This is a genomic window from Streptomyces africanus, assembly GCF_030816955.1.
GTDB lineage: Bacteria > Actinomycetota > Actinomycetes > Streptomycetales > Streptomycetaceae > Streptomyces > Streptomyces africanus.
Genome location: NZ_JAUSYP010000001.1, coordinates 8,822,781 through 8,846,833 on the forward strand (window position 1 = coordinate 8,822,781; position 24,053 = coordinate 8,846,833).

The window sequence follows — 24,053 nt, forward strand, 5'->3', positions numbered from 1 at the left end:
GGGTATGACGAGTTCACCGTTCCAGCGCACCATCGCCCTGCCCGCCCCCGTGTGCGAACAGGCCGCACAGCATCTGGAGCAGGCCGCGCACCGGTCCATCGACGGGGCCGCGGTCTCTCTGAAGGCGTTCCGCGCGGCCGCCGACACCGACTTCGTCCTCCCCGCGTCGGTCGTCGAGCAGGCGGCGGCCTGCCTGCTGGTCCTGGCCACCGAGACGGCCCAGAGCGTACGGCCCTCCGCCCTGCGGGCCACCATCAGCGTCGCGCTGCGGCTGCGGGACGCCGTGGAACTGTCGCATCAGCCGGCCCTCAGCAGCAGGTTCTGGTGAATCGGGTCCGGCGGCGGGACCTGCCCGTCAGGTCTCGCGGAAGGCGACCTGGACCTGACGGCGGCGCAGTTCCGCCAGCGTGGCGCGCTGCCGCCGGGCCCGTTCGATGAGGTCGTCGAGCTGCCGCGGATCGAGGCGCGCGTCGGTGGCGGCCAGGTCGCGGAGCGTCTGCCAGCCGGCCGACTTGCCCTCCACCCCCAGACCCAGCGCCTCCAGCTCCCACAGCGTGCTCAGCGGGGACCGGCGTACCAGGCTGCCGTTGCTCTTCAGCCGGCCCACCTGCTCGGCCGCCCGGCCCGCGTAGACCTTGTAGCGCCGCACCGGGACGTCGAGCCGCCGCATGATGTGGAGCAGGCTCGCCCGGTCCTCGGCGATCTCGGCGGCGACCGGGGCCAGGGCGTCGGCGAGCGCCGTACCCCGGCACGAGCGCACCAGATGGCGTATCCGCGCCGTCCCGGCGGTGGCGCCGGCGAGATGGTCGTTGAGGTAGACGCCCAGCAGCGACATGTCGGTGGCGGGAGCACGCTGGGCGCCCGGCGGATCCGTTCGCTGTTCCGTCATGGCACTGCTCCTGTCCTGCTCCGGCCCTGCCCCGACACCGCCCAAAAGGCGGCCGGAACAGGGGGTTCGCCGGACTTTCCGGCTTGCGGAAGTTGATGCGTGGCGGGTGCCCGGGCCCCTCCCGGCGAAACGGGATCACCGGCCCTGCCCGTTCGCCCCGTTTTCGATGTGGCCGAGGACACATCCTGGACGAGGCCCCGATCACGTCCGGGTGCGCGGAGCGGCGGCTACCGTCTACGGGCAGATCCCTCCGCTTCCCACCCCTCTCGGACGGCCCGGCAGTGCAAGCAGATCTCTCTCCTGTCATAGCGGCGACCGCCCAGTGGCTGACCCGCGCCTTCCCCGCCTCCGGCGGCGCGCTCGCCTCAGCGCTGTGCGAGGTGCAGGCCCGGCAGGCCGTGACGGTCGCGGCGTGGCTCAGGTACCCGACGGAGATGGACGCCGCGCTGGTCGGCATGGCGGGCCCCGGGGGCTCCGCGCGGCTGGACTGGCTCACCGGCGCCGACGCGTCCCTCGGCGACGACGTGGACGCGCACGCCTGGCGCACCTGGGTGGACGAGGTCGTGGCGAGCTGGGCGGCCACTCTGCTCACCGACCCGGAGCTGGCCGCCCTGGCGGTGGCCGCGCTCGCCGAGGGCAGCCACAGCACCGGCACACCGGCCGAGTTCCGCCGGCTCGTCGCGCCCGACGACAGCGACCAGCGCGCCGCCGCCCTCCTGCGCCACCCCGACCTGCTGGCCCCCGTGGCCGACCTCCACCAGGCCCAACTCCTCGCCCGCCTGCACCCGGGCCGCACACTGATCGCCTGACACGGGGCCACGCCCCTGACGGCCCCGCGCCGCCGGCTCCCGGCGGTCTCCCGGTCCGCGGTGGTATGCGTCTGCAGGTCTGCGGCGACGTTGCCTCGCCGCTCCGGGGTGACCATGGTGGTCGGCCCGCGCGGCCCGTCGCCCGGTCTGCGGGGCGTTGGCTCGCTGGCTCCCGATGGCCGTGTCTGCCGACCCAGGCCTGGCCGGGCTGCTGGTCCGGGGCGGCATCGGCCAGTCCACCCGCCGACGGTGCTGGTCCGTGTGCCTGCGGCGGCAACCGGCCCCTCGGCCCGCCGCGGGTTTCGCCCGTTGGTCTGAGCCCTGCCCCGTATGCCCCCTCGCAGGCTCGTCCAAGCTCTCCTACTGCTGCCTCGACCTGCGTCAACAGCCGGTGACCCCAACCCCTCACCCTCCGTGACTCACCGGTTTGCCGTACGCGGTCGTGCCGTGCTCGCACCGGCGGCGGACGCTGAGCGTGGGCTCGACGGCCTCCGGCCACCTTGGGCGGCGCGAGGCGTACACCGTCGTGCCGGGCCGTGACGCCGCTGACGGAGGAGAGACCGAGATGACCACCGCCCTCTCACGGAGCTGGGAACACGCCGTCGTCACGGGCGGCGCCGGATTCGTCGGCTCCCACCTGTGCGCCGCCCTGCTGGACGCGGGCGCGGCGGTCACCTGCGTGGACGACTTCTGCACCGGCCGGCCCGAGAACATATCCCCGCTGCTCGAACGTCCCGGATTCACGCTCGTGCAGGCCAACGTCGCGGAGAGCCTGCGGATCAAGCGCACGCCCGATCTGGTCCTGCACTTCGCCTCCCCGGCGTCCCCCGCCGACTACCTGCGCCTGCCGCTGCACACCATGGAGACGGGCAGCCTCGGCACCCGCAACGCCCTGGAACTCGCGCACCGCTCGCGCGCCCGTTTCGTCCTCGCCTCCACCTCCGAGGTCTACGGCGACCCGCAGCAGAACCCCCAGGACGAGCGCTACTGGGGCAACGTCAACCCGGTCGGCCCGCGCAGCGTCTACGACGAGGCCAAACGCTTCGGCGAGGCGCTGACCACCGCCCACGCCGACACCCACGGCACCGACACCTGCATCGTGCGGCTGTTCAACACCTACGGCCCGCGGATGCGCGGCCACGACGGACGCGCGGTGCCGACCTTCGTACGGCAGGCCCTCGCCGGCGAGCCCCTCACCGTGACCGGCGACGGTCATCAGACCCGGTCGCTGTGCTACGTCGACGACACCGTGCGCGGCATCCTCGCCGCGGCCGCCCACGGCATGCGCGGCCCCGTCAACATCGGCAACCCTACCGAGATCACCATGCTCGACCTGGCCCGGCTGGTCGTCGAACTCGCCGGCTCCTCCTCGGAGATCCGCTTCATCGAACGCCCGGTGGACGACCCGGCCGTGCGCTGCCCGGACATCACGCTGGCCCGCGACAAGCTCGGCTGGGAGCCGCAGGTGCGCGCCGAGGAAGGGCTGCGGCGCACCCTCGCCTGGTTCCGCGAGGACGGAACGGACGACTGACCCGGGCCCGCCCCGGGCCCCGCGCCACGACGGACCCATCCCACCCGCCGAAAGGCCGCCGCCCCCATGCGCATCCTCGGAATCAACGCCCTCTTCCACGACCCCGCCGCCGCCCTGGTCATCGACGGGCGGACCGTCGCCGCCGCGGAGGAGGAGCGGTTCTCCCGGCGCAAGCACGGGAAGAGACCCCTGCCGTTCTCCGCCTGGGAGCTGCCCGAGAAGGCAGCCGCCTGGTGCCTGAAGCGGGCCGGGCTGCGCCCGCAGGACCTCGACGCGGTCACCTACTCCTTCGACCCGGCACTCGCCCGGCCCGCCGAGGACATGGGCCTGGACGACCCGTGGGACCACCTGCGGCTGATCTACGCCCGTGAGGCGCCCGGATTCCTGCGGACGGCCCTGCCCGGCCTCGCCCCCGGCATCGTCCGCTTCGTGCCCCACCACATGGCCCACGCCGCCTCCGGCGCCTTCGCCGCACCGGAGGCCGGCGACTCCTCCGTCCTGGTCCTCGACGGCCGCGGCGAACGCGCCTCCCACCTGGCCGCACGCCGCGTCGGCGACCGGCTGGAGGCGCTGCACGCCCAGGACCTGCCGCACTCGCTCGGCCTCGTCTACGAGGAACTCACCGAACACCTCGGCTTCCTGCGCTCCTCCGACGAGTTCAAGGTGATGGCCCTCGCCTCCCACGGCACCCCGCGCATGCTCACCGAACTGCGCCGCCACGTGTATCCGACCGGTGACGGCGGCTTCCACGCCACCGGCGTGCCGTGGCGGGAGCTGTGCGCGCCGCGCAGGTCCGACGAGCCGTGGACGCAGGAGCACGCCGACGTCGCCGCCAGCGCCCAGGCCGTGCTGGAGGAGACCCTGCTCGACCTCGTGCGCTGGCTGCACGGCCGTACCCACGACCGGGTGCTCACGCTCGCCGGCGGCGTCGCCCTCAACTGCGTCGCCAACTCCCGCATCGCACGCGAGGGCCCCTTCTCCCGGGTGTGGGTGCAGCCCGCCGCCGGAGACGCCGGTACCGCCCTGGGCGGCGCTCTGCTGCTGTCCGCCGGCGCGGGCGACGAACCGGAGCCCATGCCCGGCGCCGACCTCGGCCGGGACTGGTCCGACGCGGAGCTCGGAGCCTGGCTGAAGACGGCCGCCGTCCCCTTCGAACGGCCCCCGGACATCGCCGCCACCGTCGCCCGCGCCCTGGCGGACAACGCGATCGTCGCCTGGTTCCAGGGCCGCTCCGAATACGGCCCACGGGCGCTCGGCCACCGTTCCCTGCTCGCCCACCCCGGGCACGCGGGCAACCTGGAACGGCTCAACGACGTCAAGGGCCGCGAGCAGTTCCGGCCCGTCGCCCCGATGGTCCTCGCCGACCGCGCGGCCGAGATCTTCGACGGCCCGCTGCCCAGCCCGTACATGCTGTTCGTGCACGACGTCGCGCCGGCCTGGCGGGACCGCATCCCCGCCGTCGTGCACGTCGACGGCACCGCCCGCATCCAGACCGTCGACCCGGCCCGCGAACCGCTGGTGGCCCGCATGCTCGGCGAGTTCGAGCACCTCACCGGCCTGCCCGTCGTGGTCAACACCAGCCTCAACACGGCCGGCCGGCCCATGGTCGACGACCCGCGCGACGCCCTGGAGTGTTTCGGCTCCTCGCCCGTCGACCTGCTGGCCATCGGCCCGTACGCCGTCCGCCGCGGCGACCTGTTCCGTTCCGAGGAAGCCGGAGGCCTGCGATGACCGAGCCCGACGCCCGCACCCGGGACGCCGAGTACGCCGTCGTCGTCCCGACCCTCGCCCGGCCCAGCCTGCGCGTGTGTCTGCACGCCCTGGCCGAGGCGAGCGGACCGGGGCCGGTCCGGCTGGTCCTCGTCGACGACCGGCCCGGCCCGGCACACCCGCCCCTCACCGCCGACATCCCGCCGTCCCTGCGCTCGCGCACCATCGTCGTACCCGGCGGGGCGCGCGGACCCGCCGCCGCACGCAACCTCGGCTGGCGGGCGGCCGGTGACGTGCCCTGGGTCGTCTTCCTCGACGACGACGTCGTCCCCGGGCCCACCTGGGGCGACGACCTGACGCTCGACCTGGCCGCGGCGACGGAGCGGACCGCCGGGATCACCGCCCGGATCGAGGTGCCGCTGCCCTCCGACCGCCGCCCCACCGACTGGGAACGCAACACGGCCGGACTCGCCGGCGCCCGCTGGATCACCGCCGACATGGCGTACCGCCGGGCCGCGCTCACCGCCGTCGGCGGATTCGACGAGCGCTTCCGGCGTGCCTTCCGGGAGGACGCCGACCTCGCCCTGCGCGTCCTCGACGCCGGCTGGACCCTCACCACGGGCCGGCGTACCACCACCCACCCCGTGCGGCCGGCCGGGCGCTGGACCTCCGTCCGTCTCCAGGCCGGCAACGCCGACGACGTGCTGATGACCCGGCTGCACGGCCGGCACTGGTGGCGCCGGGCGCAGGCGCCCCGCGGCCGGCTGCCCCTGCACCTCGCCCTGACCGGGGCGGGGGTGACGGCGCTCGGCTGCGCCCTGCTCGGCCGACACCGACCGGCCGGGGCCTGCGGCGCCGCGTGGCTGGCCGGCACGGCCGAGTTCGCCCTGGCCCGGATCCTGCCCGGGCCGCGCACCCGCGACGAGGTGCTCACCATGGCCGTGACCAGCGCACTCATCCCGCCGGCCGCGACCTGGCACTGGTTGCGCGGGCGACTCGCGCACCGTAGGGCCCGGCCTCTCACCCCGCTCGGGACCGGCGAGCCGGCGCCCGCGGCCCGCCCGGCGGTCAGGGAACGGCTGCGGTCATGACCCGCCCCACCGGCCCTTGGCTGCTCTCCGGGCGGACCGGGCCCACCGGCGTACGGCAGCCCCCGCACGAGCCGGGCGGCCCGCTCCCCGCCGCTGTCCTCTTCGACCGCGACGGCACACTGGTCGCCGACGTCCCCTACAACGGGGACCCGGCGCGGGTCGCGCTCATGCCCGGCGCGCGGGAGGCCGTCGACGCCGTGCGCGCCGCCGGGGTGCCCGTCGGCGTCGTGACCAACCAGTCGGGCCTGGCCCGCGGCCTGCTCACCCCTCGCCAGGTCGAGGACGTACGCCTGCGGGTGGAGGAGCTGCTCGGGCCGTTCGCCGTCTGGGCCGTGTGCCCGCACGGGCCGGGGGAGGGCTGCGGCTGCCGCAAGCCCGCCCCCGGACTGATCCTGGCCGCGTGCCGCCGACTCGGTGTCCCGCCCGGACACACCGTCGTCATCGGCGACATCGGGGCCGACGTGGAGGCGGCGCGGGCCGCGGGAGCCCGCGGGGTCCTGGTTCCCACCGAAGTCACCCGGCCCGAGGAGATCACGGAGGCCGACGCGACGGCAGCCGACCTGCCCGCTGCGGTCCGCCTGGTCCTCGACTCGGCTGCGGGGACGGGAGAGTGGCGGAGCAGCCCGGCCGGGCCGGACGGCGAGCAGCGCCGTCACCGGGCCGCGCCGGCAGCGGTACCGCGCGGCCACCCGGCCCTGTCGACCGGGGAGCCGCGATGACCCCCTTCCGTTCCCGCAGCCGCCGCCCCCGGACCCTCGTCGTCCGCCTCGACAGCGCCGGCGACGTGCTCCTGGCCGGGCCCGCGGTGCGGGCCGTCGCGGCCGGGTCCTCCTGCACCGCGCTGCTGTGCGGGCCGCAGGGCGCCGCGGCGGGGCGGATGCTGCCCGGGGCGGACGACGTGCTGATCTACGACGCCCCCTGGGTCGGGCTGGAACCCCCGCCGGTCACGCGGACGGCCACCCGGCGATTGATGGACACGCTCATGGCGGGTCGCTTCGACCGGGCGCTCGTCCTCGTGTCGTACCACCAGAGCCCGCTGCCGATCGCCCTGCTGCTGAGGCTCGCCGGGATCGGCTGGATTGCCGCCGACTGCGAGGACTACCCCGGCGCACTGCTCGACCTGCGGCACCGCAGACCGCCGCACCGCCACGAGGCCCTGGCCGCCCTCGACCTGGCACGCGCCGCCGGCTACGCCCTGCCGCCCGGCGACGACGGCGGGCTGCGCGTCACACCGCCGCCCTCCACCACGCACCTCACCGGCCCCGAGCCGTACGTCGTCGTCCACCCCGGCGCCGCCGTCCCCGCCCGGGCCTGGACCCCCGGCCGTGCGGCACGGGCCGTCGCCGCCCTGTCCGCCGAGGGATACCGGGTCGTCGTCACCGGCAGCCGCGCCGAACGCGAGCTGACCGCCCGCGTCGCCGGGCGGTATGCGCTGGACCTCGGCGGCGCCACCGACCTGCCGCACCTGGCCGGAGTCCTCGCCGGGGCGCGGGCCGTGGTGGCCGGGAACACCGGCCCCGCCCATCTCGCCGCCGCCGTCGGGACACCCGTCGTCAGCCTCTTCGCACCGGTCGTGCCGGCCGAACGGTGGGCCCCCTACGGCGTACCGCACGTCCTGCTCGGCGACCGGCATGCCGCGTGCGCGGACACCCGGGCCCGGCGCTGCCCCGTGCCGGGCCACCCCTGCCTGGACGGCATCGGCGACGCCGAGGTGCTCGCCGCCGTGGCGGCCCTCACGGACGACCCGGCGGACCAGGGAGAACAGACGGAGCGAGGAGCGGCCGTATGAACATCCTGCTGTGGCACGTGCACGGCTCCTGGACGACCGCGTTCGTCCAGGGCCCGCACACCTACGTCGTCCCCGTCACCCCGGGCCGCGACCCGGACGGCCTGGGGCGGGCCCGCACCTTCTCCTGGCCCGCCTCGGTCCGCGAGGCCACCCCCGGGGAACTCCGCGACACGCCCGTCGACCTGGTCCTCCTGCAACGCCCGCACGAGCTCGAACTGGCCGAGCGGTGGCTCGGCGGACGCCGCCCCGGCCGGGACGTGCCCGCGCTGTACCTGGAGCACAACGCGCCCGACGGCGGCGTACCGGACACCCGGCATCCGTGCGCCGACCGCGACGATCTGACGATCGTGCACGTCACGCACTTCAACCGGCTGTTCTGGGACTGCGGCAGCACCCGCACCGAGGTCGTCGAACACGGCATCGTCGACCCCGGCCACCGCTACACCGGCCGGCTCGCCCGTGCCGCCGTCGTCGTCAACGAACCCGTGCGACGCGCCCGGTACACCGGCACGGACCTGCTGCCCGCCCTGGCCGAGGCGGTGCCGCTCGACGTGTTCGGCATGGGCACCGAGGGCCTGGCCGGCCACCTCGCCCTGCCACCCGACCGGTGCCGCACCGCCGACCTGCCGCAGAGCGAGCTGCACACGGCGCTGGCCGAACGCCGCATGTACCTGCACCCGGTGCGCTGGACCTCCCTCGGCCTGTCCCTGCTGGAGGCGATGCACCTCGGCCTGCCCGTCCTGGCCCTCGCCACCACCGGAGCCGTCGAGGCCGTCCCGCGCGGCGCCGGCACCCTCTCCACCCGCCCCGACGTCCTGGCCCGCGCCGCCCGCCGCTACCTCCACGAACCCGAGGCCGCGGCCGCGGACGGAGCCCGGGCCCGGCAGGCGGCCCTCGAACGCTACGGGCTCAAGCGCTTCCTGGCCGACTGGGAGCGCCTGATCACGGAGGTGTGCTCATGACCCCGTCCCTCAGCCCCTTCCCCACCGGACCGCTCGGCGGCGACCCCCTCGACCCGGGCGTCCTCGCGATCGCGCTCGTCTCGGAGCACGCGAGTCCGCTCGCCGCGCTCGGCGGGGTCGACGCCGGCGGCCAGAACGTCCACGTCGCCTGCCTCGCCGGGGCGCTCGCCGAGCGGGGCCACCGCGTCACCGTCTACACCCGCCGTGACGCGCCCGACCTGCCCAGCCGGGTGGAGCTGCGCGACGGCGTCGAGGTGCACCACGTCCCCGCCGGACCGGCCGAGCCGCTCCCCAAGGACGAACTCCTGCCGTACATGGGCGAGTTCGGCCGCTACCTGGCACGCTGCTGGCGCACCCGGGCGCCCGACCTCGTGCACTCGCACTACTGGATGTCGGGCCTGGCCGCGCTGCACGCGGCCCGCGCCCACGGGCTGCCCCTGCTGCACACGTACCACGCCCTCGGCACCGTGAAGCGACGGCACCAGCGGCTCGCCGACACCAGCCCGCCCGAGCGGATCCCCGGCGAGGTCGAGATCGGGCGGGGCTGCGACCGCGTCGTCGCCACCTGCCGGGACGAGGCCGCCGAACTGACCCGCATGGGCCTACCCCCGCACAAGATCGGCATCGTGCCGTGCGGCGTCGACCCCGACCGGTTCACCCCGAAGGGCCCGGCCGCGCCGCGCGGACCGTACCCGCACCGGCTGCTCCAGCTGGGCCGGCTGGTGCCGCGCAAGGGCGCCGCGGTGGCCGTCGCCGCCCTGGCCCTGCTGCCCGGCACCGAGCTCGTCGTGGTCGGCGGGCCGCCCGCGGACCGGCTCGACGACGACCCGGAGGTGCGCCGGCTGCGCGGCATCGCCCGGGACGTCGGCGTCGCCGACCGGGTCCGCTTCACCGGCGCCGTGCCCAGCGAGGAGGTGCCGCCGCTGCTGCGCTCCGCCGACGTCGTGGTGTGCCCCGCCGACTACGAGCCCTTCGGCATCGTGCCGCTGGAGGCCATGGCGTGCGGCGTGCCCGTCGTCGCCAGCGCGGTCGGCGGGCAGCTCGACACCGTCGCCGACCCGGGCACCGGACGCCTGGTGCCGCCCCGCGACCCGCAGGCCCTGGCCCGCGCCGTCGCCGGTCTGCTCGCCGACCCGGCGGCCCGCGCGGCGTGCGGGGCGGCCGGCCGCCGCCGGGTCCTGAGCCGCTACGGCTGGGGGCAGGTCGCCGCGGCCACCGAGGCCGTCTACTGCGAGGTCCTCGACGCCGAACCCGCCGCGACGGACGCCGGCTGAACCGATCCGACCCGCCGGCCGCGGCCGACGCCCGAAGACCGAAGGAGGTGCGGGTCCGCCACCGTCCACCGGGCGGCGGCACGCCCGAACAGCATGAGCGAACACCCTGCACACCCCGCGCTCGACGCCGCCCGCCTGCACTGCCGGTCACTGGAAGAGGCACTCGGCCGCTTCCGCACGCACAGCCTCGAACAGATAGCGGACTGGGGCGGCCGGCTCGCCGACGTCCTCACGGGCGGCGGCCGGCTGCTCGCCGCGGGCAACGGCGGCAGCGCGGCTCAGGCCCAGCACCTCACCGCCGAGCTGGTCGGCCGCTACCGCCAGGAACGCCGCGCCTACTCCGCGCTCGCCCTGCACGCCGAGACGTCCAGCGTGACCGCCATCGGCAACGACTACGGCTTCGACCACGTCTACGCCCGCCAGGTCACCGCCCACGGCCGCCCCGGCGACATCCTGCTGCTGCTGTCCACCTCCGGCCGCAGCGCCAACCTCATCGCGGCGGCCGTGACCGCCCGGCAGGGCGGACTGCGCGTGTGGGCGCTCACCGGGCGCGGCCCGAACCCCCTCGCGGAAGCCGCTCACGAAGCCCTGTGCGTCGATGCCGGCAGCACCGCGAACGTCCAGGAGACCCACCTCGTCGCCGTCCACCTGCTCTGCGAGTGCTTCGACACGGCCGTGTCCGCACCGCTCGCACGGCGCACGGTCCTCACCCACGGGAGCACGCCATGACCGGACCGGAACCGCTCGCGGTCGTCGGGGACGTCCTTCTCGACGAGGACATCGAAGGCGTCTCCACGCGGCTCTCCCCGGACGCCCCCGCCCCCGTCGTCGACGTCACCGGCGACCGGCGGCACCCCGGAGGAGCCGGACTGGCCGCCGCCCTCGCCGCCCGCGGCGGCCGGGACGTGGTCCTGGTGACCGCGCTGGGCGACGACGACGCCAGCGAGGCGGTACGGCGTGACCTGCGCGGCCGGGTCCGGCTGCTGGAACTCCCGCTGAAGGGCACCCTGCCGGTCAAGACCCGGGTCCTCGCGGGCGGCCGGCCCGTCGTCCGCATCGACCGGGGCGGCGGCACCCCTGGCGAACCCGACGGCGCCGTCCGGGAGGCCCTGGCGAACGCCCGCGCGATCCTCGTCGCCGACTACGGGCGCCACACCGCAGGCGCCCTGCGGCCGTACCTGGAGGACGTCGCCCGCCGCACCCCCCTGGTGTGGGACCCGCACCCCAAGGGCGACCCGCCCGTGCCCGGAGCCCGGCTCGTCACCCCCAACGCGGCGGAGGCACGAGCCCTGTACCCCGGCTCCGGAGGGACGTCACTGGGCGCGTACGCCGAGCGCGGGACACGGCTCGCGGAGCGCTGGCGCGCCGCCGGAGTCGCCGTCACCCTCGGTGAGCGCGGGGTGCTGCTGGCCCGGCCCGGCTCCGGTACGCCGATGCTCGTCCCCGTGCCCTACCGGGCCGACGGCGACCCGTGCGGCGCGGGCGACTGCTTCGCCGCGACGACGGCGGCGGCCCTCGCCGACGGCCTCCTCCCCGAGGAGGCGCTGCAACGAGCCGTCGCCGAGGCCGCCGCGTTCGTCGCGGCGGGCGGCGCCGGCAACCCCGACCTGTGGCGGACCGAACCGCCGCCCGGTCCCGCGGACGACGCGGTGACCGACGCGTTCGCCCTCGCGGAGAGCGTCCGGGCCCGGGGCGGCACCGTGGTCGCCACCGGCGGCTGCTTCGACCTGGTGCACGCCGGGCACGTCGGACTGCTGGAGAGCGCCCGGCGCATCGGCGACTGCCTCATCGTGTGCCTGAACTCCGACGCGTCCGTCACCCGCCGCAAGGGCCCGGGCCGGCCGCTCAACCCGGCGGCGGACCGCGCCCGCGTCCTCGCCGCGCTCGGCAGCGTCGACGCCGTCGTGGTCTTCGAGGAGGACACCCCCGAGGCGGTACTCGCCCGGCTGCGGCCGGACGTCTGGGTCAAGGGCGGCGACTACTCCGTCCAGGACCTGCCCGAGGCCGGAACGCTGCGCGCCTGGGGCGGCCAGGCCGTGGTCCTGCCGTACCTCGACGGCCGCTCCACGACCCTGCTGACCCGCCGGGCGGCGAAGGCGGCGACGACGGCCCTGCGGCCGTCGGGCTCCTGAGGCCTGCGCTCAGGCCGCCGTGCTGAGCTCCGACCGCCCGTGGACGTCGCCCTCCTCCGTCCGGAGCACCACCGGCGTCGTGGCGCGGCGCTGCCGCAGCAGGTGGCCCGCGCCGATCGAGCCGGCGATGAGCAGTCCGCCGGTGACGAGGGCGCCGCGGGCGCCCGCCAGTTCCATGAGGAGGCCGAGCGCGGGCGGGCCGCCCAGGCTCCACACCGTGCCGATGCTGCCCCACACGCCCAGCACACGACCCCGCAGGTGGGCGGGCGGGTCGGTCTGGAGGACGGCCGTGCCGGCGGTGTCGGAGACGGACTCCACCACGGCCATCGGCAGCACGAGCACGATCAGCACCGCGAGTGAGGGCGACAGCCCGGCCACCACCTGGAGCAGCGCCCCGGCCGCCGCCAGCGCCCCCACGAGCCGCACGGACGGCCGGCGCAGCCGGGCGCCGAGGAGCGCGCCGAGGATGCCGCCGACGGCGAGCACGGTCGAGACCGTGCCGAACGAACCGGCACCCCCCGCGAGCGGCCCGGTGACGAGCACGGCCAGGGTGAGCCCGTAGTTGCGGCCGAACACCGCGCTGATCCCGGTCACCCCGGCGAGCGCCATCAGACGCGGCCGGCGCGCGAAGAAGGCCAGCCCTTCACGCACGGACATGTCCGAGCCGGTGTGCTTCGGTCCCGCGGCGGCCTCGCGCACCGCCCCTGCGGCCGGCCGCAGGAACGGAATGACCGAGGCCACGAACAGGAACGACACGCCGTTCGCGAAGTACGCCGCGGACGTGCCGAGGAAGCCCACCGCCACACCGGCCATGGCCGCTCCCACGAGCCTGCCGGACTGGTGCACCAGCGCCCCGACCCCGATGGCCGACGGCACGTCCTCCGCCGGGACGAGATCGTTGCCCAGCAGCGCGCACGCCGGGTTGTCGACGGTCGCGACGACACCCGTGAGGGCGGCCAGCACCATCAGGGAGGTCATGTCGAGCCGGTCCAGCGCCACGAGGACGGCCGTCGTGAAGGCGATCGCTCCGAGCAGCGCCTGGCTCACGGCCGCCGTCAGCTTGCGGGGCCACCGGTCGACGGCCGCGCCGCCGAGGACACTCATCAGCAGGGCAGGGGCTGCCTGCACGGACATGGACAGCCCCGTCGCGGCGGCGGACCCGGTGATCTGCAGGACCAGCAGGTTCTGCACCGTGAGCTGCATCCACGTACCGGCGTTCGACACGAAGTTCGCGGCGGACCACCAGCGCATGCTGCGGTACCGCAGCGACCGCCAGGGCGAGCGCGAGACGGGCAGGGCAGGGGAGGACGACGAAGACACAGGGCGGTACTCGCAAGACGAGTCCGAGGACTCAGGAGGAGGGGGACGAGGGGAACGAGAGACACCGGCTGCGCTGCGCGGTGGCTCCCCTCGCCGGGTACGGCGCCGACCATCGTGGCAGAGGGAACCCCCGAGTCGGTTCCGTCCACACCTCGTCCGCTTCCTTCACACTTCCCAACCGCCTCCGGTCTGGGGGCATTTGAGGCCGCGAGTGTGGTTGATCACAGTTGTCGATCAAGGGCCCCGCCCGGCTGCAGCACGTGACGGCGACCACAGAAGACAGCGAGAAGGGCCCGTCGCCGAGGCGACGGGCCCTTCTCGCTGTCTTGTCTACCCGGACTTGCCGCGACCGGTCAGCGCGTCGCGCAGCCGGTCCACCATCCCGGTGCCCGGAGCCAGGAGCTTGTTCGCCGGAGGCTTGTCGGGGGCGGCCGGGTGCGGCCGGGTCGGGGCGGTCTTCTTCGCCTTCCGGACCTTCTCGCCCAGCTCGTTGAGCGCGTCCATCGGACAGGCCTGCCGCAGCGCCGGGAAGAGGTTGCCCTCCTCGTCGGCGATGTGCGAGCGGATCTCGCTCATCAGCGTGCCCATCAGCCGGTCGAACTCGGGGTCGCCCGGGTCGCAGCCCTCCAGGTCCTTCATGATCCGCTCGGCCGTGGCGTGGTCCTGGAGCTCCTGGTCGGCGAGGGCGTCACCGCCCGCCACGTGCTCGCGTACGGCCGGGTAGAGGTAGGCCTCCTCGGCCACCGAGTGCCGCACCAGCTCGATCGTGACCTGGTCCGCGTACATCTTGCGGTCCTTGTGACCGGACGGCAGGCCCTCGATCTTGCCGAACATCTCCTCGACTTCGCGGTGATCGGTCACCAGCTCGTCGATGACGTTTCCTCCGTGTCCCATGTCCTTCACCTCCAGCCCCCGGGTCCCCAGGGCCCCAGGGGGCTAACGCGCGGTTGGATCGGCCCCCGCCGATGCGTCAGGCCGGGAGCTTGGCCCGCACACGCCCGGCCGCCGCGGCCGGGCCCGTGGTGGCACGGACGGAGCGCCGCACCAACCCCGCGTCCCGCCGCAGGTCACGGGCGGCATGGCTGCCGCGCCACAGCACCGAGGGGCGGGCGCCGGTGTCGTCCGCGGCGATCAGCAGCCCGCCCAGCATGGACATGTTCTTGAAGAAGTGGATCCGCTGCTGGGCCCGCTCCGAGGGGTCCTCCTCCTCCCAGAAGCGGTGTCCCGCCAGCGTCGTCGGCACCAGCGTGGCCGCGATGGCCAGCGCGGCCGGACGCGGCATGCGCCCGGTGGCCAGCATCAGCCCGGCCACGACCTGCACGGCGCCGTTGAGCCGTACGACCTGCTCGGTGCGGTCGGGCAGCGCCGAGACGCGTTCGGTGACCGGTTGGACGACAGGCTCGGCGGCCGGGGCGACGGTCTCCGGGTCGCGGACGGAGTTCAGGCCGCCCGTGAGGAACATCGAGGCCAGCATGGGACGGCCGAGCACGCGCAACAGACTCATGGCCCTCTCCAGGGTGTCGGTGGGTACAGCGCTCGCCGGGTTCCCCACCCGGGGCGGAAGCACTCACCCGGTTCGCGCCGCCCGGTGCCGCGCCCAGGCCTCCTCGCGCAGCTCCTCGGACAGCAGGACGTCCACGGCGGTGCACGCGAGGGCCTGCGTGGCGGCGACCAGCACCTCGCGGGCCCGGGGCGAGGCGGCGGCCTCGGCGAACTCCGGCGTGTGGTCGGAGCCGTCCTCGTCCATGATCGCGACGAACGGGTGGATGGCGGGCACCCGCGTACTGACGTTCCCGATGTCGGACGACCCCAGGTACACGCCCGGCACCGGCGGTGACAGCGGGATCCCCGCGCGGGACAGATGCGCGGCGAACCGCTCGGACAGCGTCTCGCTGTCCCGGAAGTGCTCGTAGCGCACGGTGGCCCGCTCCACCTCGGCGCTCGTCCCCGTGGCCCGAGCCACACCCTCGGCACACTCCCGCAGCCGCTCCGTGAGCTCCTCCAGCGCCGGCGTCGTGGCCGCGCGCAGACCGAACAGGCCTTCGGCGTACTCCGGGACGATGTTCGTGGCGATGCCGCCCTGGGTGACGATGCCCTGCACGTGCGAGCCCTCCGGCAACCGCCGCCCCAGCACGGCCAGCACGTTGAACAGCTCCACCAGCGCGGCGAGCGCGTCGATGCCCTCCGTCGGGTTCCCGGTGGGGTGCGCGGCCCGGCCGTGGAAGGCCACCCGGTACTGCACCTGCGCGGTCAGCGGTGCCCGCACCCAGCTGTGAACGCCCGGATGGAACATCAGCGCCGCGTCGACGTCGTCGAACACCCCGGCCTCCACCTCCAGGGCCTTGCCGCCCCCGCCCTCCTCGGCGGGCGTGCCCACCGCCAGCACCGTCCCGGTCGTCTCCTCCACCACGGCCCCTACCGCCAGCGCGGCTCCCAGGCCCGCCGCCGCGATGAGGTTGTGGCCGCACGCGTGGCCGAGGCCGGGCAGGGCGTCGTACTCCAGCAGCAACGCCACGGCGGGCCGGCCCCGGCCCGAGCGCGCCGTGAACGCGGTCGGCATCCCCGCCACCCCGCGCTCCACTAGGAAACCGGCCCGCTCCAGCTCGCCCGACAGCAGGGCGGCCGCCCGGTGCTCGGCGAAGGCGTACTCGGGTTCGGCGTGCAGCCGCGAGGCCACGCCCCACAACGCGTCGGCCCGCGCCGCCACCTCCTCACGAACGGCCTGGTGTACGTCGTCGAGCGTGCGCTCCACAGGGGCCTCCCCGGTGTCGACTGCGGTGAGTCCCCGACCGGGTTTCACCGCCGGGTGCGGCGACACTCGCGGCGTATTCGGGCCGTGAGGCTGTGCCCCTGGGCGGGACACCGCCCGGTGCCCCGCCGGCACGGCGTTTCGACCGGTGTCGGAGTGCAACACGGTCGGTGTACCCGCCGGGCCACGACAGCGTGGACGCCGCGGCGGCGGCCGGGCGGGCCGGACCTGGGAGGAACCATGGACCACTCGCGCGTGCCGGTCCTGGAGGCGCTGGAGGACTTCCGGCGCCGCGGCGACATCGCCTACGGCCCGCCGGGCCACAAGCAGGGCAGGGGAGTGGACCCCCGGGTGGCCGAGATCGTCGGGCTCGACGTGTTCCGCTCCGACGTGCTCTCCCTCAACGGCCTCGACGACCGCCGCCAGTCGCAGGGCGTCCTCAACCGGGCCCAGGAGCTCATGGCGGACGCGGTCGGCGCCGAGCACGCGTTCTTCTCCACCTGCGGCAGCTCCCTGTCCGTGAAGACCGCCATGCTGGCCGTGGCCGGCCCGGGCGAGAAGCTGCTGCTCTCGCGCAACGCCCACAAGTCCGTCATCGCGGCCGTCGTCGTCAACGGCGTCGAGCCGATCTGGGTGCACCCGAAGTTCGACACCGAACGGCACGTGGCCCACCCGCCCGAGCCCGATGACGTCCGACGCCGCCTGCGGGAGCACCCGGACGCCAAGGGCATGCTGCTCATCACCCCGACCGACTGGGGCTCCTGCGCGGACATCGGGGGAGTGGCCAGGGCGTGCCACGAGTTCGGTGTGCCCGTCATCGTCGACGAGGCCTGGGGCGCCCATCTGCCCTTCCACCCCGCTCTGCCCGCCTGGGGCATGGATGCCGAGGCCGACCTGGTGGTGACCAGCGTGCACAAGATGGGCGGGGCCGTGGAACAGAGCTCCGTCTTCCACCTCCAGTACGACCGCGTCTCGCCCGAGGTCCTCAAACAGCGGGAGGACCTGCTCGGCACCACCAGCGCCTCCTCCCTCGTGTACGCCACGCTCGACGGCTGGCGCCGCCAGATGGTCGAACAGGGACACGAGCTCCTGGAGGCGGCCATCCGCCGGGCCGAACGCGTCCGGGCGGTGGTCGCCGACCTGCCGGGTCTGCGGCCCATGGGCCGGGAGGTCGTGGAGGAGGGGCTCGCCGCCGACCTCGATCCGCTCAAGCTCGTCATCGACGTACGGAAGCTCGGCATCAGCGGGATGCAGGCCGCGGAGTGGCTGCGCACGCACCGCCACGTGGACGTAGGCGGCTCGGACACCTGCCGCATCAGCGCCTCGATCACCCATGCCGACGACGACCGGACCGAGACGGTCCTGGTGGACGCCCTGGCCGCGCTCGTCGAGCGGGCGGACACCATCGAGCGGCGGCCACCGGTCCATCTGCCCGAGCCCTCGGCGCTGGAACTGGAGCAGGCGATGCTGCCCCGCGAGGCGTTCTTCGCCCCGGTCGAGCACGTGCCCGCCGAGCGGGCCGCGGGACGGATCGCCGCGGAGATGATCAGCCCCTACCCGCCGGGCGTGCCCGTGGTGGCACCCGGCGAGGTCATCACCGACGAGGTCCTGGACTACCTGCGCAGCGGTGCCGATCACGGCGTCCTCATCCCTGACGCGGCGGACTCCTCCGTGCGAACCCTGCGGGTCGTGGCACGGGGCTGAGCCGCACCGGGGGTTCCCGCGACCATTACAGGCAGGGCTGTTACGCATGCGACAGATGTTGAATATGTTATGGAAATAAACTCATGGGTAACTTGGCATGATTTGTACCCATCAGGTGCTCGAGGCGACCCCGACCCGGCGACTCGGTCTCTCCGCGTTCCAGCGCCGGTTCGGTCTCACGCCCAGGCCGCCGGAAGCCGAACTGCGGGACACGACCTGGCTGGCCCGCACCCCCGAGCCCTGGGCCGTGGAAGGGCACATCGCCTACGACGTCACGCACAACGTCTTCCACCTGACCGACTGGGGGGAGAGGCCGGACGGCCTGCCGCCCGGCACCGCAGACTACCTCGCGACCTGGCTGCCGGTCTGGTCGACGACTGGCTGGACCTCGAACGCTGGGATGGGATACGACGGCGGACGTGGGCTCGGCGGCCGCGTGCGACACGCCGGGGGGCCGTGCTCCGGGGCTGGGCGGCCGGTCGGCGGACGAGTCTCCGCCGCTTCGTGACACGGCGACGAACGAGCCGGCGGCCCCCGGAACGGCGCCTGCGGCCGCGATCCGCCATGCCACTGCCCGGCGCGTCCCTCGGTCGGCTGTATCCCCGGACCACGGCCCGCTCGCCGAGCGGCTCGCGGACGCCGTCGCCTCCTCCGACGCCCCGGACGTCGTCTTCGCCCTCTCCCGGCACGGCCGCCGCACCGTCGTGAGCGGCGGCACCGCCCCGCCCCGGCCGCGTCCCCGCGAGGACCTCCGCTACGAGACCGGCTCGGCCGCCAAGACGTTCACCGGCCTGCTGCTGGCCCGGCTGATCCACAGCGGCGAGCTGTCCGGCGGCGAACCGGCCGCCGCCTTGCTGGACGAGGGACGGCCGTCCGGTGCGAACCCGGTGACGCTCGCCCACCTGATCACCCACACCTCCGGGCTGCCCGCCCTGCCGGCCGGCTTCTACCTCCGGGGCCTGCCCGCCTGGCACACCAACCCCTACGCCCGTTTCCCCGCCGCCCGGGTCGTCGACGCCTTCCTGCGTCACCGGCCCCGCCACCGCCCCGGCACCCGCTGGCGCTACTCCAACTACGGCGTCGCCGTGCTCGGACACGCACTCGCCGCCGCGACCGGCACACCGTGGGAGGACCTGCTCACCGGCCAGGTCCTGCGCCCCCTCGGCCTGACCGGCACGACTCTGCGGGCGGACGACTCCGGCTTCGACGCCCCCGGGCACGGCAAGGACGGCGCGTCACCCGTGCCCCCCTTCGACGCCGGGGGCTTCCAGGCGGCGGGTGCTGTGCGGGCCACGCCGCACGACCTGCTCACCTTCATCGAGGCTCACCTGGACCCCGCCGGAGCACCGCCGCAGCTGGCCGCCGCCCTGCGCGCGGTGCGCCGCCCCGTGCTCCGCCGGGGCATCGGGCACCGGCACGTCCACACCATCGCCTGGTTCCGTCACCCGACCGACGGCGGACCGATGTACTTCCACAGCGGCGCGACGCTCGGCCAGCAGGCGTTCCTGGGCTTCCGCCCGGACACCGGCACGGCCCTGGCCGCGCTGTGCACCCGCCGCTTCCGCGCCCATGACCCGTTCCTGGCCGCCGCGTACGCGCTGCTGGCGGAAGACGAGTAGCGGGGCCCGTCCGGCGCCGGCACGTGCCGTGCCGGCGCCGGACAGCCCTGACCCCTCGTCACACCCGCTGCCAGAGGGCCGGAGTGCGGGCGGGCGCCCACGCGCCCTGGGCCTGGTGGGTCTGCAGGCACCGGTAGCGCACACCGGCGTGGCTCACCGTGACACCGGCCTCATAGACCCGTCCGGCGGCCCACGCCTGCGTGACCTTGTCCTGCGGTGCCGAGGGCTGGACGGCGGCGGTCTTGAGCGTGAGGCCGAAGTCCCTGAGCAGGGGATTGACCGGCTGGTAGAAGGTGGTGCCCCCGCTCTTGCAGTCGCCCGTGCCGCCGGAGGTCACGCCCTGCGCCTGGACGCCCGCGACGAAGGGCCCGCCGGAGTCGCCCGGCTCGGCGCACACCGTCGTCCGGGTCAGCCCGTCCACCCTGCCCTCGGCGTAGCTGACACTGGTGTCGTGCTGCTCGATCTGGCCGCAGTGCCACCCGGTGGTGGAGCCGGAGCGGCAGACCGCGGCCCCGACGAGCGCCTGCACCGAGCCGGTGATCTGCACCTTCTGCTCGCCGTCGACCCTCACGTTCGCGGTGGCCGTCCACTGGTCGTTGACGGCCACCCACGACATGTCCTTGCCGGGGAAAGTGGAAGCCTGGAACGTGCCCTGCTCCGCGTTGTCGAACCCGGTCGTCCTGGCGCCGGCCTTGCCGCAGTGGCCCGCCGAGGCGAAGCCCTGCTGCTGGCCCTTGGTGACGGAGAAGCCGACGGAGCAGCGGGCGGAGCCGTCGATGTAGTAGGCGTCGCCGCCCGTGATGTCCGCGAGAAGGCGCGGCCGGTTCGCCGCCACCTTGACGCCCACGCTCTTGGCGTCGAGGCCCGCGGCCTTGACGAACGCGGCGGCCGCAGCCTTGTTCGTGGCTTCCACCGAGACTCGGTTCGCCGGGATGTCGACGTACCACAGGGGCGTGTTGCGCGTGCTGACGCGGCCCGCCGCCGCGTCCAGTTTCCGCTTGGCGGCCACGAGGTCGCGGAGCGTCCTCTTCACGACGACCGCTTTGGCGCCCTGGGCCTTGATGGTGGGCACATCCGTCGCGTGGGTGGTCGCCACGAACAGCTCCTGCGACGTCGTGCCGCGCAGCCAGGCCCCCGCGAAACGGTTGCCCAGCGCGTTGCGCAGCCGCCCCGCCCGGGTGCCCGCCTCCGCCTCGTTGACCAGCCGCCGGGACGCCTGGGCCGGGGTCAGCCCGAGGTCGCGCTGCAGAGCACGCAGTACCGGAGCCGGTGCCCGGTCGGCGCCGATGGTCTGGGCGGCCGAGGGCAGAGGTCCCGCGGGGGGCGTCGGCTCGGCCGCCACGGCCGGGGGGATCCCGGTGGCGACGAGCGCGCCGAGCGCGGTCAGGGCCGCCCGGCGGCCGGTCACGGCATGTCTGTGGGCCATTCGGTCTGTCTCCTTCGCTCACGGTGGAACTGTCACAAGGCCATAGGCCTTGCCGGAACGGTCCGGAGCGATGTCCAGGACCGCCGCGTTTCGCGCTTTGGCGCGGGGAAGGGGCGCCAAGTGCAGTACTGCGGACGTCAGGCGAGTCACGCGGACTTCAGGCCGGGCGAACCGACCTCCGTGACGAAGGAAGCGGCCGTCGAGACGGTGGCGCCGGGCGTCGTGATGGCCGAGACGGTCCGGAAGTCGGCCTGGGCGTTCTCGCGGCCCAGTGCGACCCGGACGTAGCCGCGCCGGCCGTCGAAGAACTTCAGGTGCGGGTTGGCCTTCATGTACGTGTCCCACTCGGTGGGCTTCCGGGCGCCGTTCCCGCCGCTGGCGATGGAGGTGCAGGTGAACTCCGTGCCCAGCGTCCTGGACGCCGGGTCGTCGAAGTCCTCCTTGATGTCGAAGGCGTACCCGACGTGGACGTCGCCGGTGAGGACCATCCAGTTGTCGACGCCCGCGGCCTTCGCGCCCGCCATGACGCGGTCGCGGGAGGCGCGGTAGCCGTCCCAGGCGTCCATGGAGACCGGGGCCGACGCGGTCAGGTCGAACCTGCGCTGGGAGAAGCACACCTGCTGGGGCATCACGTGCCACAGCGCGGCGGAGTTCCGCCAGCCGTCCAGCAGCCAGCGTTCCTGCGCGGCGCCGGTGAGAGTGCGGGCCGGATCGTCGGATTCGGGGCCCGGCGCGTGCGGCCGGTCGTTGTAGGCCTGGTCGGAGCGGTACTGGCGGGTGTCCAGGATGTCGAACTGGGCGAGCGAGCCCCAGGACAGCCGACGGTACAACCGGGCGTCGGGCCCCTGCGGCAGCTGCTCGGCACGCAGCGGCTGGTTCTCCCAGTACGCCCGGTAGGCGGCGGCACGCCGCACCAGGAACTGTTCGGGAGCAGTGCCCTTCTCGTCGACGGCGCCCGCGTAGTTGTTCTCGGTCTCGTGGTCGTCCCACGTGACGACGAACGGGTGCCGGGCGTGCGCGGCCTGCAGGTCCGGGTCGCTCTTGTAGAGCGCGTAGCGCAGCCGGTAGTCCGCCAGCGTGGTGGTCTCGCGGTTGAACACGTCGGGCAGCTTGCGGTCGGTGTAGCGGCGGTCCCCGCCGGCGGAGTCCACCGGGTACTCGTACAGGTAGTCGCCGAGGTGGAAGACCACGTCGACGTCCTCCTGGGCCAGATGACGGTGGGCGGTGTAGTAGCCGTCCTGGTAGGCCTGGCAGGCGACGGCGGCCAGTCGGAGGCTGTCCGTGTCACTGCCCTCGGCCGGCGCCGTCCGGGTGCGGCCCACGGGGCTGATCCAGGAGCCCACCCGGAACCGGTAGTAGTAGTGGCTGTCCGGCAGCATGCCCTTGACGTCGACGTGCACGCTGTGGGCGTACTCGGGGTGGGCCGTGGCGACCCCCTGGTGCTGAACGATGACGAACCACTCGTCGAGGGCCACTTCCCACTGGACGGCGACCCGCTGCTGGCCCAGGCCGCCGTCCTCCGCGAACGGCTCGGGAGCGAGCCGGGTCCAGATCAGCACCGAGTCGGGCAGCGGGTCGCCGGATGCCACGCCGAGGGTGAACGGGTCGTCGGTGATCCGCGCCGCGTCGAGCTCGGGGGCGGCGGTGGCGCCGCGGGCCGGCCGGTTGGTGGAGAAGGCGAGCATCGCCGCCGCCGCGGTGACGGTCAGGAAGCGGCGGCGGGCGAGATGCGGTGCCGCGGTGCGCAGTACGGCGTCGTGCGGGGAGAAGGCATGCTCGGACGGTGGTCTTTGACGGCCCGTCAGCGCCATCTGATGTCCTCTCGTACGGAGCGCGGAGCAAGCATGCTAAGCAGACAAAATGCCTGAAAACGGCACGACTTGCGGGGCGTTCACACCAGAGGCGGTACGAGAGCGGAACGGGACACGAGAACGCCGCCGGCGTCGGCCGGCGGCGGATGGGTGACTCGATTGTCTAGCGGGCCGCGGGTGCGGCGGCCCCGGTGGTGGCGTGGTCGTGGACGGGCAGATGGTAGACGTGGAAGGCCCGCCCGATGACCGGCTGGGCGACGTTGCGCACCCGCACACCGCCGCTCGTCATGCCGTGCTCCGTGCCGGCGTGCGCGTGCCCGTGCACCGCGAGGTCGGCGCCGGCGGTGTCGATCGCCTCGGCCAGCAGATAGCTGCCCAGGAACGGATAGATCTCCAGCGGCTCGCCCGCCAGCGTGTCCGGGACGGGGGAGAAGTGGGTCAGGGCGATCCGCGCGTCACAGCCCTCCTCGCCCAACCGCTCCAGGGACATCCGCAGGCCGTCGGCGCACCGGCGCGAGTACCTGACGAACTCCTTCATGACCGGCTCTCCGAACTCCCCGGCGCAGCGACCGACGAAGCCGCCGCCGAACCCCTTGGTGCCGGCCACGCCGATCCGCGCCCCGCCGCTCGTCACGACCGTCTGCTGCCCCTCCAGGACCTGGGTGCCGGTGTCCCGGAGGATGGCCGTGACCTCGTCGGGCCGGTCGTCGTGATGGTCGTGGTTGCCGAGCACGGCGACCACCGGCACCCCGAGGTCCTGGATCTCCCGTGCCACCACCCGGGCCTCCTCGGGAGTGCCGTGCCGGGTCAGGTCGCCGGCCAGCAGCAGGAGGTCGGCGCACTCGGGCAGGGTCTCGAAGGCGGGGCGGAGCAGGCCCTGGTCGCCGCTCCCCAGGTGGATGTCTCCGACGGCTGCGATGCGGATCATGCGAGTTCCTCCGCGTGGTCGGGGGAGGACGTCTCGGTGACCACGAGGTCGCTGTGCACCGGGATCCCGGTGAGCTCCTCGTGGACGGTGCGCAGAATCTCGTCGCGGCAGGGCGCCGAGGGCACGGTGCCGGTGAGCAGCACCGTCTGGCCGCGGGCCTCGACCCGGACGCCCAGTTCACCGAGCTCACCGGAGGCGAGGCGCTCCTGGAGATGGGCGATCCGGTAGTCCAGGTTCTGCGCAGTCTCCCCGCCGCCCGTGTGCTGTGAGCCGTGGGTACTCATGGGTGTTCCTTCCGCATCACATGCG

22 protein-coding genes and 1 pseudogene are annotated in these 24,053 nt (G+C 74.6%); 14 read left to right on the forward strand and 9 right to left on the reverse strand.

Annotated features, from left to right (window positions below; genetic code table 11):
• The first annotated feature begins 4 nt into the window (after nt 1-4).
• Nucleotides 5-328 carry a hypothetical protein gene (locus tag QF034_RS40175; protein ID WP_307179575.1) on the forward strand — a complete coding sequence of 108 codons (324 nt, stop codon included), beginning with the start codon at nt 5-7 and terminating at the stop codon, nt 326-328.
• A 27-nt stretch (nt 329-355) separates the two neighbouring features.
• Here the strand turns inward: QF034_RS40175 and QF034_RS40180 are convergent, their stop codons facing one another.
• The gene (locus tag QF034_RS40180) at nt 356-889 is read right to left on the reverse strand and encodes a hypothetical protein (RefSeq protein ID WP_307179576.1); all 534 of its coding nucleotides are present in this window, start codon (nt 887-889) and stop codon (nt 356-358) included.
• Between the two features lie 281 nt (nt 890-1,170).
• On the opposite strand from QF034_RS40180, the gene QF034_RS40185 reads away from it, so the two are divergent.
• From QF034_RS40185 to rfaE2, 10 genes are all read left to right on the forward strand, one after another.
• Nucleotides 1,171-1,698 carry a hypothetical protein gene (locus tag QF034_RS40185; protein WP_307179577.1) on the forward strand — a complete coding sequence of 176 codons (528 nt, stop codon included), beginning with the start codon at nt 1,171-1,173 and terminating at the stop codon, nt 1,696-1,698.
• 565 nt (nt 1,699-2,263) lie between these two features.
• On the forward strand, nt 2,264-3,229 hold the full coding sequence (locus QF034_RS40190) for an NAD-dependent epimerase/dehydratase family protein (protein ID WP_307179578.1): 966 nt from the start codon (nt 2,264-2,266) through the stop codon (nt 3,227-3,229).
• Nucleotides 3,230-3,295: 66 nt separating this feature from the next.
• Nucleotides 3,296-4,960: a carbamoyltransferase family protein gene (locus QF034_RS40195; protein ID WP_307179579.1), complete on the forward strand. Its 1,665-nt coding sequence runs from the start codon at nt 3,296-3,298 to the stop codon at nt 4,958-4,960.
• Nucleotides 4,957-6,030: a glycosyltransferase family 2 protein gene (locus tag QF034_RS40200; protein ID WP_307179580.1), complete on the forward strand. Its 1,074-nt coding sequence runs from the start codon at nt 4,957-4,959 to the stop codon at nt 6,028-6,030. Before QF034_RS40195 ends, QF034_RS40200 begins: the two co-directional genes overlap by 4 nt.
• On the forward strand, nt 6,027-6,749 hold the full coding sequence (locus QF034_RS40205; RefSeq protein WP_307179581.1) for a D-glycero-alpha-D-manno-heptose-1,7-bisphosphate 7-phosphatase: 723 nt from the start codon (nt 6,027-6,029) through the stop codon (nt 6,747-6,749). The genes QF034_RS40200 and QF034_RS40205 overlap by 4 nt, the downstream gene beginning before the upstream one ends.
• Nucleotides 6,746-7,819, forward strand: coding sequence for a glycosyltransferase family 9 protein (locus QF034_RS40210; protein ID WP_307179582.1), 1,074 nt, complete (start codon nt 6,746-6,748; stop codon nt 7,817-7,819). The genes QF034_RS40205 and QF034_RS40210 overlap by 4 nt, the downstream gene beginning before the upstream one ends.
• Nucleotides 7,816-8,781, forward strand: coding sequence for a glycosyltransferase (locus QF034_RS40215; RefSeq protein ID WP_307179583.1), 966 nt, complete (start codon nt 7,816-7,818; stop codon nt 8,779-8,781). The genes QF034_RS40210 and QF034_RS40215 overlap by 4 nt, the downstream gene beginning before the upstream one ends.
• Nucleotides 8,778-10,055: a glycosyltransferase gene (locus QF034_RS40220; protein ID WP_307179584.1), complete on the forward strand. Its 1,278-nt coding sequence runs from the start codon at nt 8,778-8,780 to the stop codon at nt 10,053-10,055. The genes QF034_RS40215 and QF034_RS40220 overlap by 4 nt, the downstream gene beginning before the upstream one ends.
• A 93-nt stretch (nt 10,056-10,148) precedes the next feature.
• Nucleotides 10,149-10,784, forward strand: a complete 636-nt coding sequence (locus QF034_RS40225) for a D-sedoheptulose-7-phosphate isomerase (RefSeq protein ID WP_307179585.1) — start codon at nt 10,149-10,151, stop codon at nt 10,782-10,784.
• Nucleotides 10,781-12,187 carry a D-glycero-beta-D-manno-heptose 1-phosphate adenylyltransferase gene (rfaE2, locus tag QF034_RS40230; RefSeq protein ID WP_307179586.1) on the forward strand — a complete coding sequence of 469 codons (1,407 nt, stop codon included), beginning with the start codon at nt 10,781-10,783 and terminating at the stop codon, nt 12,185-12,187. Before QF034_RS40225 ends, rfaE2 begins: the two co-directional genes overlap by 4 nt.
• Before the next feature lie 9 nt (nt 12,188-12,196).
• On the opposite strand, the gene QF034_RS40235 is transcribed toward rfaE2, so the two are convergent.
• From QF034_RS40235 to QF034_RS40250, 4 genes are all read right to left on the reverse strand, one after another.
• A complete protein-coding gene (locus tag QF034_RS40235) occupies nt 12,197-13,438 on the reverse strand; it encodes an MFS transporter (RefSeq protein ID WP_307179587.1) in 1,242 nt (413 codons plus the stop codon).
• 399 nt (nt 13,439-13,837) lie between these two features.
• Nucleotides 13,838-14,401 carry a hemerythrin domain-containing protein gene (locus tag QF034_RS40240; protein WP_307179588.1) on the reverse strand — a complete coding sequence of 188 codons (564 nt, stop codon included), beginning with the start codon at nt 14,399-14,401 and terminating at the stop codon, nt 13,838-13,840.
• A gap of 76 nt (nt 14,402-14,477) precedes the next feature.
• Nucleotides 14,478-15,011: a DoxX family protein gene (locus QF034_RS40245; protein ID WP_307179589.1), complete on the reverse strand. Its 534-nt coding sequence runs from the start codon at nt 15,009-15,011 to the stop codon at nt 14,478-14,480.
• Between the two features lie 63 nt (nt 15,012-15,074).
• On the reverse strand, nt 15,075-16,259 hold the full coding sequence (locus QF034_RS40250) for an amidohydrolase (RefSeq protein WP_307179590.1): 1,185 nt from the start codon (nt 16,257-16,259) through the stop codon (nt 15,075-15,077).
• A gap of 237 nt (nt 16,260-16,496) precedes the next feature.
• On the opposite strand from QF034_RS40250, the gene QF034_RS40255 reads away from it, so the two are divergent.
• The 3 genes and pseudogenes from QF034_RS40255 (at nt 16,497) to QF034_RS40265 (ending at nt 19,579) form a co-directional block, all read left to right on the forward strand.
• Nucleotides 16,497-17,960 carry an aminotransferase class I/II-fold pyridoxal phosphate-dependent enzyme gene (locus QF034_RS40255; RefSeq protein WP_307179591.1) on the forward strand — a complete coding sequence of 488 codons (1,464 nt, stop codon included), beginning with the start codon at nt 16,497-16,499 and terminating at the stop codon, nt 17,958-17,960.
• 118 nt (nt 17,961-18,078) lie between these two features.
• A pseudogene (locus QF034_RS40260) lies at nt 18,079-18,366 on the forward strand (DUF6895 family protein); the annotation flags it as partial.
• A 151-nt stretch (nt 18,367-18,517) separates the two neighbouring features.
• On the forward strand, nt 18,518-19,579 hold the full coding sequence (locus tag QF034_RS40265) for a serine hydrolase domain-containing protein (RefSeq protein WP_307180096.1): 1,062 nt from the start codon (nt 18,518-18,520) through the stop codon (nt 19,577-19,579).
• 58 nt (nt 19,580-19,637) lie between these two features.
• Here the strand turns inward: QF034_RS40265 and QF034_RS40270 are convergent, their stop codons facing one another.
• The 4 genes from QF034_RS40270 to QF034_RS40285 form a co-directional block, all read right to left on the reverse strand.
• On the reverse strand, nt 19,638-21,005 hold the full coding sequence (locus QF034_RS40270) for a carbohydrate-binding protein (RefSeq protein WP_307179592.1): 1,368 nt from the start codon (nt 21,003-21,005) through the stop codon (nt 19,638-19,640).
• A 146-nt stretch (nt 21,006-21,151) separates the two neighbouring features.
• Complete coding sequence (locus QF034_RS40275; protein WP_307179593.1) at nt 21,152-22,816, reverse strand: alkaline phosphatase D family protein; 1,665 nt, start codon at nt 22,814-22,816, stop codon at nt 21,152-21,154.
• A gap of 163 nt (nt 22,817-22,979) precedes the next feature.
• Complete coding sequence (locus QF034_RS40280) at nt 22,980-23,744, reverse strand: metallophosphoesterase family protein (RefSeq protein WP_307179594.1); 765 nt, start codon at nt 23,742-23,744, stop codon at nt 22,980-22,982.
• Entirely contained in the window at nt 23,741-24,028 is a 288-nt protein-coding gene (locus tag QF034_RS40285; protein ID WP_307179595.1) for a BON domain-containing protein, read from the reverse strand. Before QF034_RS40285 ends, QF034_RS40280 begins: the two co-directional genes overlap by 4 nt.
• Between the last annotated feature and the right edge of the window lie 25 nt (nt 24,029-24,053).